The sequence below is a fragment of the Pseudoalteromonas sp. TAP-3C genome, assembly GCF_059888565.1.
In genome coordinates this window covers 3,201,973-3,219,330 of sequence record NZ_CM187618.1, presented here as the reverse complement: position 1 = coordinate 3,219,330, position 17,358 = coordinate 3,201,973, and the positions used below count along the sequence as shown (strand labels likewise).

The 17,358-nt window shown below is 41.0% G+C and carries 14 protein-coding genes; 9 read left to right on the top strand and 5 right to left on the bottom strand.

The window, feature by feature from the left end:
- Positions 1–5: 5 nt before the first annotated feature.
- From AC6H44_RS15070 to AC6H44_RS15050, 5 genes are all read left to right on the top strand, one after another.
- On the top strand, positions 6–1,799 hold the full coding sequence (locus tag AC6H44_RS15070; protein WP_500736490.1) for an alkaline phosphatase: 1,794 nt from the start codon (positions 6–8) through the stop codon (positions 1,797–1,799).
- Between the two features lie 117 nt (positions 1,800–1,916).
- On the top strand, positions 1,917–2,642 hold the full coding sequence (locus AC6H44_RS15065; protein WP_500736489.1) for a hypothetical protein: 726 nt from the start codon (positions 1,917–1,919) through the stop codon (positions 2,640–2,642).
- A 301-nt stretch (positions 2,643–2,943) separates the two neighbouring features.
- The gene (locus AC6H44_RS15060; RefSeq protein ID WP_500738446.1) at positions 2,944–3,600 is read left to right on the top strand and encodes an ABC transporter ATP-binding protein; all 657 of its coding nucleotides are present in this window, start codon (positions 2,944–2,946) and stop codon (positions 3,598–3,600) included.
- Positions 3,593–6,022 carry an FtsX-like permease family protein gene (locus AC6H44_RS15055; protein WP_500736488.1) on the top strand — a complete coding sequence of 810 codons (2,430 nt, stop codon included), beginning with the start codon at positions 3,593–3,595 and terminating at the stop codon, positions 6,020–6,022. The genes AC6H44_RS15060 and AC6H44_RS15055 overlap by 8 nt, the downstream gene beginning before the upstream one ends.
- A 7-nt stretch (positions 6,023–6,029) precedes the next feature.
- A complete protein-coding gene (locus AC6H44_RS15050; RefSeq protein WP_500736487.1) occupies positions 6,030–7,139 on the top strand; it encodes a lipocalin-like domain-containing protein in 1,110 nt (369 codons plus the stop codon).
- 29 nt (positions 7,140–7,168) lie between these two features.
- Here the strand turns inward: AC6H44_RS15050 and AC6H44_RS15045 are convergent, their stop codons facing one another.
- From AC6H44_RS15045 to AC6H44_RS15025, 5 genes are all read right to left on the bottom strand, one after another.
- A complete protein-coding gene (locus AC6H44_RS15045; RefSeq protein WP_500736485.1) occupies positions 7,169–8,059 on the bottom strand; it encodes a DUF4097 family beta strand repeat-containing protein in 891 nt (296 codons plus the stop codon).
- A 199-nt stretch (positions 8,060–8,258) separates the two neighbouring features.
- Positions 8,259–9,101 carry a DUF4198 domain-containing protein gene (locus tag AC6H44_RS15040; RefSeq protein ID WP_500736484.1) on the bottom strand — a complete coding sequence of 281 codons (843 nt, stop codon included), beginning with the start codon at positions 9,099–9,101 and terminating at the stop codon, positions 8,259–8,261.
- A gap of 36 nt (positions 9,102–9,137) precedes the next feature.
- Positions 9,138–9,641, bottom strand: coding sequence for a DUF2271 domain-containing protein (locus AC6H44_RS15035; protein ID WP_500736482.1), 504 nt, complete (start codon positions 9,639–9,641; stop codon positions 9,138–9,140).
- Complete coding sequence (locus AC6H44_RS15030; RefSeq protein ID WP_500736481.1) at positions 9,641–10,273, bottom strand: PepSY-associated TM helix domain-containing protein; 633 nt, start codon at positions 10,271–10,273, stop codon at positions 9,641–9,643. Before AC6H44_RS15030 ends, AC6H44_RS15035 begins: the two co-directional genes overlap by 1 nt.
- A gap of 277 nt (positions 10,274–10,550) precedes the next feature.
- Positions 10,551–11,033 carry a MarR family winged helix-turn-helix transcriptional regulator gene (locus AC6H44_RS15025; protein WP_500736480.1) on the bottom strand — a complete coding sequence of 161 codons (483 nt, stop codon included), beginning with the start codon at positions 11,031–11,033 and terminating at the stop codon, positions 10,551–10,553.
- 376 nt (positions 11,034–11,409) lie between these two features.
- On the opposite strand from AC6H44_RS15025, the gene AC6H44_RS15020 reads away from it, so the two are divergent.
- The 4 genes from AC6H44_RS15020 to AC6H44_RS15005 all read left to right on the top strand — a co-directional run bounded on the left by AC6H44_RS15020 (position 11,410) and on the right by AC6H44_RS15005 (position 17,300).
- Positions 11,410–12,264 (top strand): D-hexose-6-phosphate mutarotase, encoded by an 855-nt coding sequence (locus tag AC6H44_RS15020; RefSeq protein WP_500736479.1) that lies wholly within the window; start codon positions 11,410–11,412, stop codon positions 12,262–12,264.
- Between the two features lie 15 nt (positions 12,265–12,279).
- A complete protein-coding gene (locus AC6H44_RS15015) occupies positions 12,280–12,825 on the top strand; it encodes a PH domain-containing protein (protein ID WP_500738445.1) in 546 nt (181 codons plus the stop codon).
- A complete protein-coding gene (locus tag AC6H44_RS15010) occupies positions 12,815–14,362 on the top strand; it encodes a PH domain-containing protein (RefSeq protein WP_500736478.1) in 1,548 nt (515 codons plus the stop codon). Before AC6H44_RS15015 ends, AC6H44_RS15010 begins: the two co-directional genes overlap by 11 nt.
- A 112-nt stretch (positions 14,363–14,474) precedes the next feature.
- The gene (locus AC6H44_RS15005) at positions 14,475–17,300 is read left to right on the top strand and encodes a TolB family protein (protein ID WP_500736476.1); all 2,826 of its coding nucleotides are present in this window, start codon (positions 14,475–14,477) and stop codon (positions 17,298–17,300) included.
- The last annotated feature ends 58 nt before the right edge of the window (positions 17,301–17,358 follow it).

The window sequence follows — 17,358 nt, the reverse complement described above, 5'->3', positions numbered from 1 at the left end:
CTCACATGAATAAATTAACAGTACTTTCTTTAGCAGTAATGGTCGCATTAACGGGTTGTGCTAGTGATGACGACAAAAACAGCAATAATATTTTAGCGGTTGATAAGCAAATCGCAGTAGGCTCAGCACAGTGTATTAATGGCGGCATAGAAACACAAAGCGGTGTTGATACCAATACAAACGGGCAATTAGACACAGGTGAAGTAACGCATACTAATTTGGTGTGTAACGAGCCTGCCACGTCACTGACTAATGAACAGCTCTTTTCATTAACTAATAATGCATGGTTTAGCGATGCACAAACAACACTTGCAAGTGCGCAAGATGCTACAAGCAAAGTGGTGACTGAATCAGGAAAAGCCAAAAATGTTATTTTGTTTGTTGGTGATGGTATGGGGATTTCTACCGTAACGGCGGCGCGTATTTTAGCGGGGCAATTACAGGGTGAAATGGGAGAAGATCACCAATTAAGCTTTGAAACTATGCCGTATTCTGGTTTTGTAAAAACCTATAATGTGGATGCACAAACATCAGACTCTGCGGGCACGATGACAGCAATGGTATCAGGGGTAAAAACCGATGCTGGCGTAGTAGGAATTGATGAAAACGTTGAACGCGGTAATTGTGCATCGGGTAAAGGGCACGAGCTTATTACCTCATTAGAGCTTGCAGAAATTGCCGGTAAATCCACGGGAGTTATCTCTACTGCGCGTATTACCCATGCAACACCTGCGGCTGCGTATGCTAAATCGGCAGAACGTAACTGGGAAGATATCTCAGATATGCCAGCGTCTGAGGCTGAAAATTGTGAAGATATTGCCTCACAGTTAGTAAACTTTGAAAAGAACCTAGAAGCACGGTTTGCTGGTATTGATGTAGACGGGATTGAGGTAGTGATGGGCGGTGGTCGTCGTCACTTTTTACCTAAAGATGCCGCGTTTAATTCAGCAGATGCGGTGAGTGCTGTAGAGGGCGATCGTACAGATAATCGCGACTTAACCGCCGAGTGGAAAACACAATATCCAAATGGTACTTATGTCATAGATCAAACTGGCTTTGATGCTATTAGCGAGAACGCCACTAAGGTATTTGGTTTATTTAACGAATCACACATGCAATACGAAGCCGATCGTGGCAATGATATTGCAGGCGAGCCTTCATTATCACAAATGACCGAAAAAGCAATTAATGTTTTAAATAACAATGATAAAGGATTTTTTTTAACGGTTGAGTCGGGTCGTATTGACCATGCGCATCATGCGGGTAATGCATACAACGCACTTAACGATACTATTGAACTTGCTAAAGCGGTAAAAGTGGCGATGGAAAACACCAATCCAGAAGAAACACTGATTGTGGTTACGGCCGATCACAGCCATGTATTTACTATTGCAGGTTACCCTAAACGGGGTAACCCAATATTGGGTAAAGTGGTAGGTGTGGGCCAAACAGAGCCAAGTTTAGCAGCCGATGATATGCCGTATACCACGCTTGGTTACACAAATGGCAGTGGTTTTAGAGACTTAGGCAGCGAGACAGATGCGGATGCAGGGTATAATTTTGCCCCCCTTACGGGGCGTGTTGATTTAACCAATGTTGATACAACCACACCAGGCTTTCACCAAGAAGCACTTGTACCGCTATCATCAGAAACTCACGCAGGCGAAGACGTGGGAGTGTATGCAATGGGCCCAGGGGCGCATTTAGTAACCGGCACTAATGAGCAAAGCTTTTTATTCCATGTAATGGACTTTGCTGCTGATTTTGTAAAAGTAGCCGATGAAAAAGTAGCGCAATAAATTAAGTTATTAAATAAATGGCCCGCATTATTTTGCGGGCTTTTTGTATCATAAAAATACCATTATTAGGCGTTATGTTAGAGCCATAAAGTAATGTTTAACCAAGAGATTACCCCAATGAAAAATATATTATTTATACTCTCAGCACTGACTAGCACGAATGCATTAGCCCAGCAGTGCGATATTAATGCTGCGCAATTAAAAGCGGATTATAAAATTACCAATAATTATAAAATGCAGCAAAGCACTCAACAAAATACCCAGTCACTCACTCTTTGGCGAGACAATCAGCAGGTGGCGCACCAAGGTGAAACACTAACCGAACTTTGGCAGCAACTTAGTAATAATCAGCTTCGGCCTATTCGCTACTTTAATGCTCAGCAGCGCGGCATTGAATACCAACCTTCGGAGGTGCGTGGTGTACAAAATTGGAGTGCTAAAAACCAGCTGGTGGATAATCAGTTAATTGCAAAAATGACCCTAGTAAATACGCAGGGCGAGGGTTGTAATCAAATAAAAAATTACGAACTTAATGAGGGCGATAACCAGTTTAAATTAGCGTTTTTACCGCAATCACAATTAGTAAAAACCTTTAGCGTAACCAATAAACAAGGCCAATCAGAAACAGTACTTAGCCTTAATAAGGTTGTTAGCGACGAGCAAGCAATTACGGCACAATTTGCTAAGTGGGATCGTTTTCAAACCACCGATTATGCGGACATTGGCGATAACGAAAGTGACCCATTTTTAGCAAAAATGATTAACCTAGGTTTTATAGAGCACGGCGCGACAGGTTTTTATAATCCTCAAGGTGAGGCTATTCAAGGTGGGCATCATCACTAGATTTTAGCGTTTTTAAATGAAGTAGCTCATAGCTGAAAGAATGACAGCCGGCTATGAGCTACAAGTAACACTTTACAGAGCAAGGTGGCTAATTAAATTCATAATGAATGAATTAGAAATTTAATAAAAAATAACCCAGAGCTAAACCCTGAAAACTTATGGACAAAAGTGTTTAACATGTAAGTAAAGTTCATTTTGCTGGAGGCAGGCACAAAAAATAAGCGCCTAAGTGAGCGCTTTGCTGTTATGGTATCGTTTAAACAATGTACCCAATTTTTGCTACTGGAATAATTTTTACTTTATGATTGCGCTAAACAATGTGTTTTTTACCCGCCAAGATGGTGGTTTAAAACGCACCATTATTAATGATTTATCGTTAAATATTATGCCTGCGGCGCAAATTGCGTTATTAGGCGATAGTGGCTCGGGTAAAACGACATTGTTAAATTTATTAGCGGGTTTACTGTCACCTGATGCAGGGACTATTACCGTTAATGAACAAAACATTAGTGAGTTTAATGCAAACCAGTTGGCTCTTTATCGGCGTAAAATAGGTATTATTTTTCAGCATTACCAGTTGCTTAGCCCGTTAAATGTGAAGGACAACATGTGCTTTCAAGCAAGGCTTAATGGGTTATCTCCTAGTGAAGATGAAATACACCAAATGAGTGAACGGCTAGGTTTAGGCGGTAAGCTTGGCGCTATGCCTGATCAACTATCGGGCGGTGAGCAACAGCGGGTTGGGATTGGCCGAGCGTTATTAAATAAGCCTAAGCTACTATTGGCCGATGAGCCTACAGGCAACCTTGATGCCGCTCGCTCGCACGATATTGTTGCGCTATTAAAAAACCTGTGCGAAGAGCAGCAAATAATACTGATTATGGTTACCCATAGTCTGCGATTAGCTGATCAATTTACCTCGCAATTGTTTTTAAAAGATGGCCAAATTAATGGCTGAACTTAAACTTATTTTAACAACCTATGGGCAGTTTTATCGTCGCCATATTGGGCTATTATTACTGTTTTTTATTGGTTTTAGTTTAGGTGCAGCGCTACTTACTGCAATACAGGGCTTAAACTTAGAGGCCGGTAAGCGCTATCAACAAACTACTGCGTTAATTGCAAACCCAGTGACGCATTTTGTACGCCCTGTACTTGGTGAGAACAGGCTGCCCAACAGCATGTGGTCGCGTATTAGGGCGGCTGGCTTTACTCAGGTTCAACCGGTTTTAGAAGGCATAATTGAAACCGATAAGCAGCAAAAACTCATGCTTAGAGGCGTCAATTTATTGCAGTGGCTTACACAAGATGCGAGCAGCTCTTCCTCATTAACAAACAATAGTTATTCTGGGTTTGAACAGCTACTAAATACTGTTTATGTCGATCCTAAATTAATGCAGCGGCTAAATTTAAAAAACAGCCGTATTAATATAAAAATGGGCGATACCACCCGCACGTTAGCGGTAAGCGAATTACAAGGTTTAGGCATGACAATGCTGGTGGATATTAGCCTTGCTGATCAGCTATTGGGTACAAAGGGTAAAGTAAATTATTTAGAAATTAGCGGGCTAACGAGTGCACAAACGACACAGTTACAGGCATTAATAGCTGACAAAGCCCGCCTTGAAGCTGCACAAGAGCAAGCATTCGATGCGCTATCTGAGGCGTTTTTCTTTAATTTACAAGCATTAGCATTTCTAGGTTACGTAGTGGGGGCTTTTTTAAGTTTTAATGCAATTAAGCTGGCGTATAACGCGCGCGCTCACTTACAGCAGCAAATGTGGGTGTTGGGTTGTCAAAGGTCGGCGTTAATTAAGGCACTGGTTATTGAGTTAACATTGCTTAGCTTTATCGCTGCTGTATTAGGGGCAATACTTGGTGCTGCATTGGCAAATGCCTTAATGATGGATGTGTCGGCTACCTTAAGAGGGCTTTATCAATTAGACAGAAGTTTTGTGGTAAACCTAGACAGCAGTATGATTGCCAGCGGTTTTGTATTGAATATTGTTGTTTTATTGGGGTTTTTAGCCAGCCAGTCGGCCCGATTAAGTACTTTTTTAGCGCGTGTTAAATGGCCAATGTTAGCGTTAGTTATTATTGCAGCAGGTTATTTAGCATTAACGGCAAATACTAAAATGAGCGCCTTGTTGCTATGTGTTTGTGTGCTGTTGCTATTTTTTGTCATTGCACCACCGATAGTTAAAGCCGTATTTAAACTGCCGTGGCCAACACGAAATCCCATTATTCAATGGTTAAAAGCCGACAGCATAGTGCAGTTACCTGCGTTATTAAGCTCAGTACTCGCTATTTTAATGGCAATGGGAGCAGCGGTCGGTATACAAATTATGGTCGGTAGTTTTAGCGACACCCTAGACACACACCTTGAGAAGCGCCTAAGCGCCGATTTATATGTCAGGCCTGAGCAAAATATGCAAGCGTTACAGCAGTCATTTATGGCACTTCCTGAGGTAGAAAAGGTGGGTGTATATTGGTCAGCTAATAGTGAGCTTAAAACATCTAACACCATGATTGCTGTTGATGTGATGGCTTTTGGTGCAAACGCTGAGTATAACCAACATCTTAGCCTTTTAAACAATAACGCACTTACATCAGCTATGTTTGAAAAAAATAAAGCCGGTGTTATTGGTTGTTTAGTAAATGAGCCTGCCTTATTACAGTATCAAATAAAGCTGGGTGATGTAATTAGCCCTAAACAACATATTAACGCGTTTACTTGCCAAGTGCGAGGGGCTTATTACGATTACGGTGAGCAAGGTTTAAATGTGGTGGTAACAACCAGCGCATTGTTAAATAGCGGCTTAAATTATACTCAATATGGTTTATCGCTGTGGCTAAAACCTGCAACTGACGTAGGCGCAGTGGCAGAACATATTCAAAAAGTGCATCAATTAGATAGCCAGCAAGTGATTGCTAATCAGCAGTTTAAACGCTTTGCTAAACAACTCTTTGGTAAAACCTTTTATGTTACTCAAGCACTTAATTTATTTATTATGCTGATTGCCTTGTTTGGTATGTGGGTGAGCTTTTTGACTTTAGGGCGAGGGCAACTACAGCCCATGGCGGTATTACAAACGCTGGGTGTCACCCAACAGCAATTATTGGGGGCAAAAGTACTGCAAGCCGCACTGATTATTTTAACCACCTTGTTATTAGCTATACCACTGGGGCTTTGCCTTGGATGGGTGTTATTAACTTACGTGATGCCAATTGCGTTTGGGTGGACAATGGCCATGACCGTTAATTGGTTGCAGTTAGGGGGCTTTACCCTACTGGTGTTTGTTTTAGCCTTGTTTGTGAGTGCTCTGCCGCTGATAAAACTAACGCGCAGCGCCGTTGCCGATAATGTCGCCAAGCTATAGGATTTACATGAACACACTCAACATAGTACTCGCTTTTATTATGTTCAGCACATTAAGTGCATGCCAGCCTGAGGTAGAACAAGTTAATAGCAGTAAACCGGTACATGCTGGGTTTTCGCAGCAATTTGGTGAAGCTGTAAATAAACGCCAAGGGCTGAATTTTCCAAGTGATCACGGGGCACATCATCAACAAGGTATTGAGTGGTGGTATGTTACTGCTAATTTAAAAGCTGATAATGGCGACACCTTTGGCGTGCAATGGACCTTATTTAGGCTCTCAGTTAATGAGCAGAGCGCGGTCACTGAGCCGTCACCGTGGTGGAATGGGCAACTTTATTTTGCACACTTTGCAATACAAACCGATACCCAGCACCGGGCATTTGAAAAATATGGCCGCTCGGGACAGGTAAATATTAGCGCACAGCCATTTGAGGCCCGTTTAGATGATTGGCAGCTAGCCAGTAAGAAGGCAACATTTTTACCGCTTAACTTAACCGCACAGCAGGGAAATTACAGTGTAAATTTAGCGTTGGCTAACAGCCCATTAATAAAACACGGCGAGCAAGGGTATAGCCAAAAAACACATCAAGGGCATGCCTCGTATTATTATAGTTATCCGTTTTTACAAGCTAAAGGCGACATTACATTTGCGGGTAAAACCTATAAAGTAACCGGCGATGCGTGGTTAGATAGGGAGTGGTCTTCAGCATTGATCGATCCTAGTCAAACTGGTTGGGATTGGTTTAGCATTCAAGCTGATGATCCTAAATTAGGTGGTTTGATGGCGTTTTGTATCCGTAATAGCCAACAAAATTACGATTATTGCAGCGCATCGCATATTACCCGCGATGGGCAAGTACGTGCCATTGCAAATGACGATGTGAGCATACAAGTATTAAAAACGCAGGAGCTTAAATCTAAAACCCAACAACAAACGTCAACCAGTAAAACTTACCCAATCAAGTGGGCGCTCAATATTGAGGGGTTTGAATCTATAATAATAGAAGCGCGCAACCCTGATTCACGTAATCAACTGAGCATCCCATATTGGGAGGGGCGAATTAAAACCCAAGGTGGTTTTAAAGGAAAAGGGTATGCAGAGCTGGTGGGGTACTAAAAGCACCCCGCACTCAGTTTAGATAATGATTAGTCTAGTTTTACTGGGCCATTAATATTGTCGATGCTCAAATCACCTGAGCCGGCGTCAATGATGGTTAATCCCTTAGCATGGTTAACACGAATACTGCCTGAGCCATCCTCAATGGTGACTAGACCATTTACTTGTTCAACATAAATATCACCCGATCCATCTTCAATCGTTAAGTAACTACCTAGCTGTTTAGCAGAGATACTGCCTGAGTTATCGTCTATATCTACGCTGCCAGTGATGTTAGTCAGGGTTATATCACCCGAATCATCTTCAATAGTCATATTGCCAGCAACGTTACGCACAGTAATACTGCCAGAGTCATCACTGATCTTGATATTACCAGTCATGTTTTGCAGGTTGATATCACCTGAATCATCATTAATAGTGACGTGATGACCTTGATCTATACGAATGCTCCCTGAGTCGTCATCTATAATGATATTACCTAGTACACCAGCAATATCTATATCGCCAGAGTCATCGTCAATCTCAAGGTTAAATGAGCTTGGCACAGTAATAACTAAATCAATACTGGGTGAATTACCTTGATATACCACTATTCCTGACGGACTATAATTTTTTGCTATAAGTACGGCTTTATTGTCTTTTTGTTCCAGAGTAAGTATGTAAGGGTCATCACTTTTTGCCGTATAAATAGTGGCATCTACGCTGATGTCGGTGGCAGTGCTTGAGCCAATGACTTTAACCGAACCGGCTTCACTTTCAATATCGAGTTGCTGTAATTGTGACGCTGATATTGAGCGTTGTTGCTGTTGTTGAATATTGGCTGACGCGGTTGAAACATGCACAATACAGCCACTGAGAAACAATAGGCTAGTGGCAATAGGAAGAGCTTTAGTAAGTAAAGGAAGCGATTTGTTGATCATTATTTGAGTACTCGTTTTTAGTTAGACATTCCATATAAGCGAGTAGTAGCAAAAACGAAGCCAAAAATTAAATGTTTGTATTATATTGGTTTTTATTCCGGATGTGAAATTTTTTGACTATAAAGTGGTGTATAGTGCTAATTAGTAGTGGAACTGAAAAGTGGTTAGCAGGCGCTAACCACTCGCTTATAAGCGCTAATTATTCAGGTGCTACATCTAAAGTTGTGAATAACGAATAACGTACGCTGTCGATGCCTTTTTCGGTTGCATCTTCGCTCACACCGCCTTCAATTAGGTATAAACCCGGATGCTGCCAAGTCACACTAAAGAAGCCGTCTTTGTCGGTAGTGACTTTTAACTCGTTACGTTCGTTACGATAACGAGTATCTCCTTTAAGGATTGCCAGTTCTACGTTGGCAGCAGGTTTACCATTTTTTAATAATTGAAAACGCGCTTCTTCACCAACAAATAAATCATTAGGGTGAGTTGGACCGCTGATCTCTAAGCCTTGACCAAGTAGTGCCGGTTTTGAAGTACCATTACGGCTAACAAAGGTGTCTACAGTGGCAATCGATTTTGTGGTTTTAATATCGGTTGCGCCCGCTGGAATATCTTTACTGTTTTTAGGGCCAAACACACGGCCACGTTCGCCTTTGGCATCTTTATAAAAAGTCATTAGGCGTGGTTCTTGGCTCATCGTAATATGATAAGTACCTTCTCCAGTTAGTTTGACTGCCGCTGAATTTTTACGTTGCAGGTAATATGCACGAATTTTATCGCTAACTGGTTTGCCATCAGGGCCGATTGCCATGATCAGGTTATCATCATATTCTGCGCCTTTTTGCTCTGGGCGATAGGCTTTGTCTGGCGCAAAAATTTCATTGGAAATACTGGCATCGATCATCACATAATGTGCTTTATCGCCTGACAGAGAGGTGTGCGAAGGCACTAACCAGCGTGCATGTGCATTGGCATAGCTAGATGCAAGAGCAGTGAAAGTAATTGCGCCAATCAGCGCGCTTTTAAGTAAATTGATTTTCATAACCTTTCCTTATTTAAATTGTTTTAGCAGCTACATTTACTGACTTTTAATGGTGACAAAGCTTTGAGAAAATTCATTGGTACCATCAAGGGTGATTTTGCCGTCTTGATTAAGATCGATTTCTAGACGGGTGTAATCACGGCCACCTTCTTCACGCACAACCTCTAAATTAAGTAAATACTTGCCTGCGGCTACGACTTTGCCATCTAAATCTGTGCCATTCCAGTTAATGGTGTAAGTACCAGGGCGTTTTGTGGCACCTGTTACACCGTCAAAGTTAGCATCACTTTTGCCCGCTTTACGCCACCACTGACGTAAGTCTTTAAACCATTCTGCTTTTTCCACCCATAATGCCACTGTGGTAACATGTTTGCGCTCAGGCGTTTCTAGCCACACGGCTACATACGGGCGGTGATAAGGTTGCACGTCTAAATCCGGTAGAGTAAGTTCAATTTCAAGCTCTGCGGCATGTCCGTGAGGTTGAAACAAAGCGGCTGTAAATAAAACAACAGCGCTAATTAAGGTATTAAGCTTTAGCATTAAGACACTCCTTTTAGTTGCGGAACCCAGCATAAATAAATGACCGCTGGTGTTGCGACCCCAAGCACTGTTAGCCATATTCCTACTAAGCGTTTTTTTCTATTTTGAAATAAAATAATCATCCCGGTGATAGCAAACAAAATCATTAATACGGCTGATATATCAATCACCCAGCTCCATGCTTCGCCGCTATGACGACCTTTGTGTAAATCGCCAATTAAGCTTAAAATACCGCCGGTTTGATACTCGAGGCTCAGTTCACCACTAATAAAATCAAGCTCTGCGAAAGCAAAACCTGCAGGCAGTGGGTAGTCGAACATCACCAGTGCATCCTCTTTTTCCCAATCAATGCTTTTTACTTTGTGCAGCCCATAATGTTTGGCTAAATAAGCCTCTATTTGTGGGTAAATAATCGGTAAGTTGTTTAATTGTGTATTTGCTTGAGCAAGCAGATCATCCGAGATTACGGCAGTAACTTGGCCATTTTTTTTATCGTTTTTTAACCAGTCAACGTGGTTGAGCACTATGCCGCTTACACAAAATAGAATAAGTAAAAAGAACAAAGCGGTAGAAATATAAATGTGTAAAGCACGGCTCATATTATATACAGCACGTTTGTTAACAAATGACATAAAAGTAATAGGTTTATTTTATTTATACGGATGATAATGATTTGCATTAATCATTACAAACTTATTTACCTAACTTTACACTTATGGGTATAAATTAAATGCATCAGTTTTGGGGATGGGGGCTTAGAAGTTAAAAGGCAAAGCACAAACGCGGCACAGATCGGGCAACGCTAAAATTAAAAATAATATAGTGGGTACAACGCTTAAAGCATCGTTAATAATACTGCACAACGTATAGCTGCCCAATATTTTTATTCCGATACTTTTGCTATTTCGTTTATTCTTTAGTTGTTTGAAATAAGGCGCCAACTTCTAAAAGAGGGGAGGCATCTAATTTATCTGCATCCATCATAGCTGCAACACGCTGCATTGATGAAAGGAGTAAGCTTTGCTCCCATTCAGCAAGGGCTGAAAATTTTTCGATAAAGTGCTCTTGCAATGGCTGGGGGGCTTTTTCGAGTAGTTCTTTGCCTTGCTCTGTAAGGTACAAGCTGACTCGACGTTTGTCCATTTGACTGCGCACGCGAGTTACTAAATTTTTACTTTCGATTCGGTCAAGAATATTGGTGACCGTGGCGGGGCTTAGGTTGACATTTTGTGCAATACGGCTGGCGGTAATGCCGTCAGTTTGAGACACTTCGTGCATAATGAGCAGTTGTGGTCCTGTTAACCCTGCGGTTTTATTAAGTTGCTTTGAATGTAAGTCAATCGCACGGATCACCTTGCGTAAAGAAACGAGTAATTCGTCATATTTTTGCATTTGCTTGTCTCATGGAGGGCGAATCATTTACCGTAACTTTAAATGTTACAGATCAAACAAATTGAATTCAAATAATATATGTCATTTACCTAAGTTATTAATGGGATTTATTAATTAGAGTAGTAATTAATATGAAGTTATTAATCTTTATTTTATTAGAAATTGACCGTATTTTGCTTGCTTAGGCTGGGTACCTTAAGCCCAGAAAGATACGCATAACTAAAGTATTAAGCTTTCGCTTTTTTTAAATTAGAGTTATAGCAACTTTTTTTAGTAACTAACTCAATTTAAATAACTATTGTGTGTGGCTTATGTTTTAAGCATGCTTTATTGTTTGTATATTAAGTATTACTCAGTCAGTGTTAAAGGAAAAAAGATGCAATTATCACCCTCAGTATGTATTGAGCGTACCAATAATGGTTTAGAATTTATCAGTGTAAATAGCAGTCAATGTAAGGCAAAAATATTTTTACAAGGTGGTCAAATAACTGAGTTTACACCCAAAGGTAAATTGCCATTGTTATGGGTCTCAAGGGATGAAACCTTTACTGAAGGGGAGAGTATTCGTGGTGGTATTCCTATTTGTTGGCCTTGGTTTGGACAACATGAAAACAATGAGTTTCCGGCGCATGGCATTGCACGCACACAGGTTTGGCAAGCAGATGAAGTGAACGAAACTCAAAGTGAAGTGACAGTAAGCCTTAAGTTACCAATGAGGCAGATAGATGCTAACTTTTGGCCATATCAGTCATCTTTACGGGTTGAGTTTATTTTATCTGAGCAGTTAGAGGTACGTTTAACCACCTGTAACTTAGGCAACGTGCCATTTGGTTATACGCAAGCTCTGCATACTTATTTTCCAACTGACGATATTAATAACACTCGTGTGGCAGGGCTACAAGGGGCGCAATATAGTGAGTTTGGCCAAGGCCCTTATAAACAAAATGAGGTGGTCGACTTTACGCGTGAAACCGATATGGTTTATACCCAAGCGGCTGCAATTCAAACAATAGAAACACCCCAAGGGACGATCAGTGTAAGCAGAGAAAACTCGCGCTCATGCGTGCTTTGGAACCCATGGATTGAAAAGTCAACGCGGCTATCACACTTTGCTGATGATGAGTATCAAACTATGTTATGCCTAGAGGCTGCTAATGTACTCGAAGATGCAGTGATGCTTGAGCCTAAACAAAGTCATACGCTAGTGACAACAATAAAGTGGCTTAGCTAAGTCAATCATGTGCAAATGGAGCAAAGTGTGTTTACTAATCAACAAATAACCGACCTACCGCAACATCAAAGCATTGCTTTTGAACCGCTTGCAGATAAGGCGTTACTGCATGCACAATTAAACTGGTTAGTGTTTTATATTCCGTTTAGCTTAGTGTTAACCGCTGTTTGTTATTTCAATTCAAATTTTTCAGATATGGCGCAAGGTTACTTATTGGTTGGCGTACCGTTATTAGTTTTGCTGTCAATGATTTACAGCATGCTCAGTATAAAACGACAAGGCAGTGCGCTGCGTACTCATGACATTGCTTTTAAAAAGGGCATTATTTGGCAGCAGGTGACAATTTTACCCTTATCGCGAGTACAACATATTGAAATACATCGTGGGCCAATAGAACGTAAACTCGGTTTAGCAAGTTTAAAACTCTACAGCGCCGGTGGTATGAGTGCCGATTTACAAATAAGTGGTCTGAGCGATGAAAAGTGCAAAGACATTCGCCAGTTTGTACAAAGCTATCGCCATGATGAAACCCATGACGAGGGGCTAGTCAGTGAATCTTGATGCTTCGCAACAAACATCTTCTGCCCCTAATTGGCAAAAAGTTTCACCGTGGGCGTTGGTTTACTTTGTTATGCATTTTAGTGTGCGTTTTATCAAAGATGGCTTATTTAATTTGCTGCCCGTATTAGTGGTGTTTGTCACTCAGGTAGAAAACAAGCTATTTTGGGGGCAAGTTGCGGCGGTGGTGGCCTTGACTTCATTACTTGCTTATTGTTTTTTGTATTATCGTAGTTTTCGGTTTTGTATTACAGACGATCATGAAATTTTATTAAACAAAGGGGTGTTTAAAAAAGAGCGACTCACCTTAAAGTTTTCACGAGTACAAAATGTAAATGTGGTGGAACCTTTTTACTTTAGCCCTATTGGCTTAGTTAATTGTATTTTTGATGCCGCAGGCAGTGTGGCCCAAGAAGCGGTATTGCCAGGCGTCACTAACGACTACGCGCAGCAAATGCGTAAACGTGTGTTTGCCTATAAGGCGCAGCAACCATCATTAGATATCGCTGATACAGTGCAAACTGCTATTGAAGCGCAAAGCGAAAATAGTTTATTCATTTCAAATAAAGAAATCGCTAAGTTTGGTTTAATGTCCAACATGGCTATTTTAGCGCTCGCGGCTATTGCTCCTTTTATGAATGTAGCTATCGATTTTTTAGAGCAGCAGTTTATAACCAAAATAGAGGGATTTTATCAGCAAGAGCTTGGGATGATGGCTAATGCTGCGGTATTTGCGGTGATTACGTTGGTCATTGTGTTAGTGTTTATTGCTGTGTTTTTATCGGTGGTGATGTCGCTTATTCGTTTTTACAATTATCAATTGTATTTTAAAAATAAAAAATTTAAGCGTATTGCTGGATTGTTAGAGCGCCATCAATTATCAATTAGTTTAGACAAAGTGCAATCAATTGTTATTAAGCAAAACCTGATTGCAAGGCTATTAAAACGCTTTACTGTTGAATGCTTGCAAGCCAGCAGCGGTGGCACAGCGAGTATGGCAAAAAAAAATAAACAAACCTTAGTGTTACCGGTACTTACGCAGGTGCAAGTTGATAGTGTGTGTCAGTGGATTTATCCATGGTTTAATAGTAAAAAGCTGGTATTTAAAGCGGTAGAGCGAGCGCTGTTATATAAAAATATGCTGTTTTATGCCTTGCTGCCGAGTATTGTTTCTGGGTTTTTAATCACTTCGATGCAATTTAATATATTAATTTCATTCGCGTTATTTTTGCTGTTAGGCATGTTCGTTTTTTTATCGTATAAGCGTTATGGCTATTACCTTCATCAACAAGACGGGCGTTTTTATATGGTGTTACGCAAAGGCATGATTGGCGTGCATTATCGCGTATTTGAGCTGTACAAAGCACAAAGTACCCGCGGGATTAGCACCTTTTTTATGCGTCGTTCTGGTTTGAAGAGCCTGTATATACAACTTGCGGCGGGCGGCGTTTATGTGCCTTATTTAAAACAGCAAGATGCTGACTTTATTATTGATTTTACGCTTATGCAGGTAGAGTCAGACCCTCGTAGTTGGATGTAATTTATCTCAGGCTGTAAATACATATTTGACACGCTTTATTACACTTTTTTACTGCCTGTTTTTTCCGTTTAATAATAATCTAGTGCATTAAGGAATTATTTTAGGGAATTTTATGAAACAGACACTGCTGGCATCTGCTTTATTACTTGCTTTTCCAAGTTTTGCAGCAAATTGGCAAACCATTCATACCGAGCATTTTAATGTGCACTTTAGTAGTGAGCATACTGATTTTGCCAAATCGACGGCGGTGGAGCTTGAGATCGTTCGCACTAAAGTGCTTGAGCAACAAAACCGTGCGCTTGATAAAACAGTTGATGTAGTGGTGTTTGACCCACTTAATGCGGCTAATGGATTTGCCTTGCCGACCTCTAATAACCCCGTTATGGCACTTTTTACCACGCCGCCACAGTCTGACACTGTGATATCAAATTCATCAGGTTGGCAACAATTACTCATACTCCACGAGTACATTCACTTAGTTCATTTAGCCCAGCCTACCCGTAACCAATGGCAACAAAAAATTAGAGGGGTGTGGGATCTTTACGATTTAACCTATGGCGACACACCACGCTGGGTTGCTGAAGGGTATGCCACCCTTATTGAATCTAAAATGACTGGTCGAGGGCGTTTGTTTGATAACTATTCTGAGTCAATACTTAGAGAGTTTGCCCAACAAGGGGCGTTGCCAACTTATGGACAATTAAATAGTGATGAAGGCTTTATGGCCGGCTCTATGGCGTATTTAATGGGAAGCCGGTTTTTATATTGGCTAGAGCAAACATTTTCTGAGCAAATACTTGATAGTGTATGGACCCGAATGCAGGCGGTTAAGTCGCGTGACTTTGATGAGGCATTTGAAGGTGTGTTTGGACAAAGTGCGGCTAAGCTGTATCGCCGTTTTATAGCTGAATATACCTATAAGGTCATGCAGCAAGAGCAAGGGGAGCAATCGCTCAATAGTGAACTATGGCTTGAGCTTGATTTATACGCAAGCCATCCAGCTCTTTCACATGATGGCAGTAAGCTTGCGATTGTTGAGCGTGATGCAAAGCGTAATACCAAGCTTATTATTTACAGCACCAGTGATAACGCTAAGGCACAACAGCAATTTACTAAGGCGAAAAAGCAATTGCTTGAGGACGATGCTAAGGATATTCCTGATACTGTACCCAGTGTATTTAAGCGCGAACAAAAACACGTACTTAATCAAATAAACCGGGCAGGTATAGCAAACCCTCAATGGGTAAATAGCACTACACTTTATTTTAATGCCTATAGCACTGAAGAGACGGGTATTTATAATCGGGTGTCTGATGCATTTAGCTACGACATTGAAACTGGCAACGTAGAAAAGCTGACCGAACTTGCAGGGCTAAGACGCTTTAGTGCCACAAGCGACGGTGAGACTTTGTACGCAGAGCAAATACGCGATGGTTATTCTGAATTAGTAAAAGTTGATATAAATACTGATGCCATAACGCCTTTGTTCAAAAAAAGCTTAAATACCGCATACGATTACCCCACGCTTAGCCCCAACAATAAAAAATTAGTATATTTATCAGCCTCTTTGAATGAAAACTGGCAAATGTATATACAAGATGTTGACAGTGGTATTAGCCAGCCTGTGCCTATGCCAAACGGGTATCAATATTTAACCCAACCTAGTTTTAGCCAAAATGGCGAATCCATCTATTTTGTCGCGGGTTTAAATAACGCCACTGATATTTACAATTATCATATAACAAATAATACCCTCACACGTTTAACTAACGGGCAAGAAGCGGTTGCACACCCGATTGAAATGGAAGATGAAACACTGCTTTATTTATCAATTAATGCCGACGGCCCTGATATAAAAAGCCTAGCAAATACCCGTATTAAAACCACGGTGACCGATTTAGCGATTAATAACAAAGCCCCGCTATTAATGGTTAATGAGCACACGTTGCCTGAGGCTAAAGTATACACCCAAGAAGTTGGCGAACAGCGCGATTATACGGTACTTGATCAGCACGCAACCTTTGCGTTGGGATCTCAGTATTATTCTGCATCGACCAGCTTATTAAGTATGGGTATTAAAAGCAGTGACTTATTAAAGCAGCTAGACCTGCAAGCTGGTTATAGCATTGATTTAAACGATAGCGTATTACATGGCGGGTTTGTAAATGCTAAATATAATGCGCTTGATATTAAGTTTAAACTCGCTTTGTTTGACTACAGCTTAGATACCTCACGCCAATATCAAGTTTTAAGCCAAAGCAATTTAAATAATAAAAGAGATGCCCGTGGCGGGTTTGCAGCAATGCACTATCCACTAAAATTTGGCCAATTAAGTTTAACGCCTGTGCTGGCTTATAACTACACCGATTACAAACAAAGCCATACCCGTTGGGCGAGTGTAGGCTTTGCTCAAAGTTGGCAATATGACCGCCAAACTTTTGCTATAGGGCAACGTGTAAATGCCCGTTGGTACGAAGGACGAGATGAAAACAATTGGCAGGGTTATGACCTAGACGCCAGTATATTTGGTAAGGTATTTAGCGCTCCTTTATACATTAATTTCACACAAAAACAGCGAGACGATGTACGCCTTGCGCTAGGGGGATTTAGTTCAAATATTATCAATCAAAACTATAGTAGTGAGTTTGTGTTTGCAGCTGATCTGCCTTTTTACAGTGCTACTGCCGAGCGTTACCAAGGGTATGGCGGCGGGGTTACTTATAAAGAAGGTATGCCGTGGCTTTATTATACTCAGCATCAATTAGGTGGCAGCGTTTATGCACAAAGTTACGGTTTAAAATACCAAGGTGACTTTAGCTTTGGCATGGGGTCTGCGGGCGTAAACGATTTAACTTTTAATGCTGGGTTGTCGCGTGTTGAAGGCGACAGTTTTGAAGATGAAATGCGTGCATGGTTAAGCTTTTACTACTCACTGTAAACGCCTATTTAGTTCGGCTATTCACTTTTTAATAAACCACTTCATTATTTAGATTAAC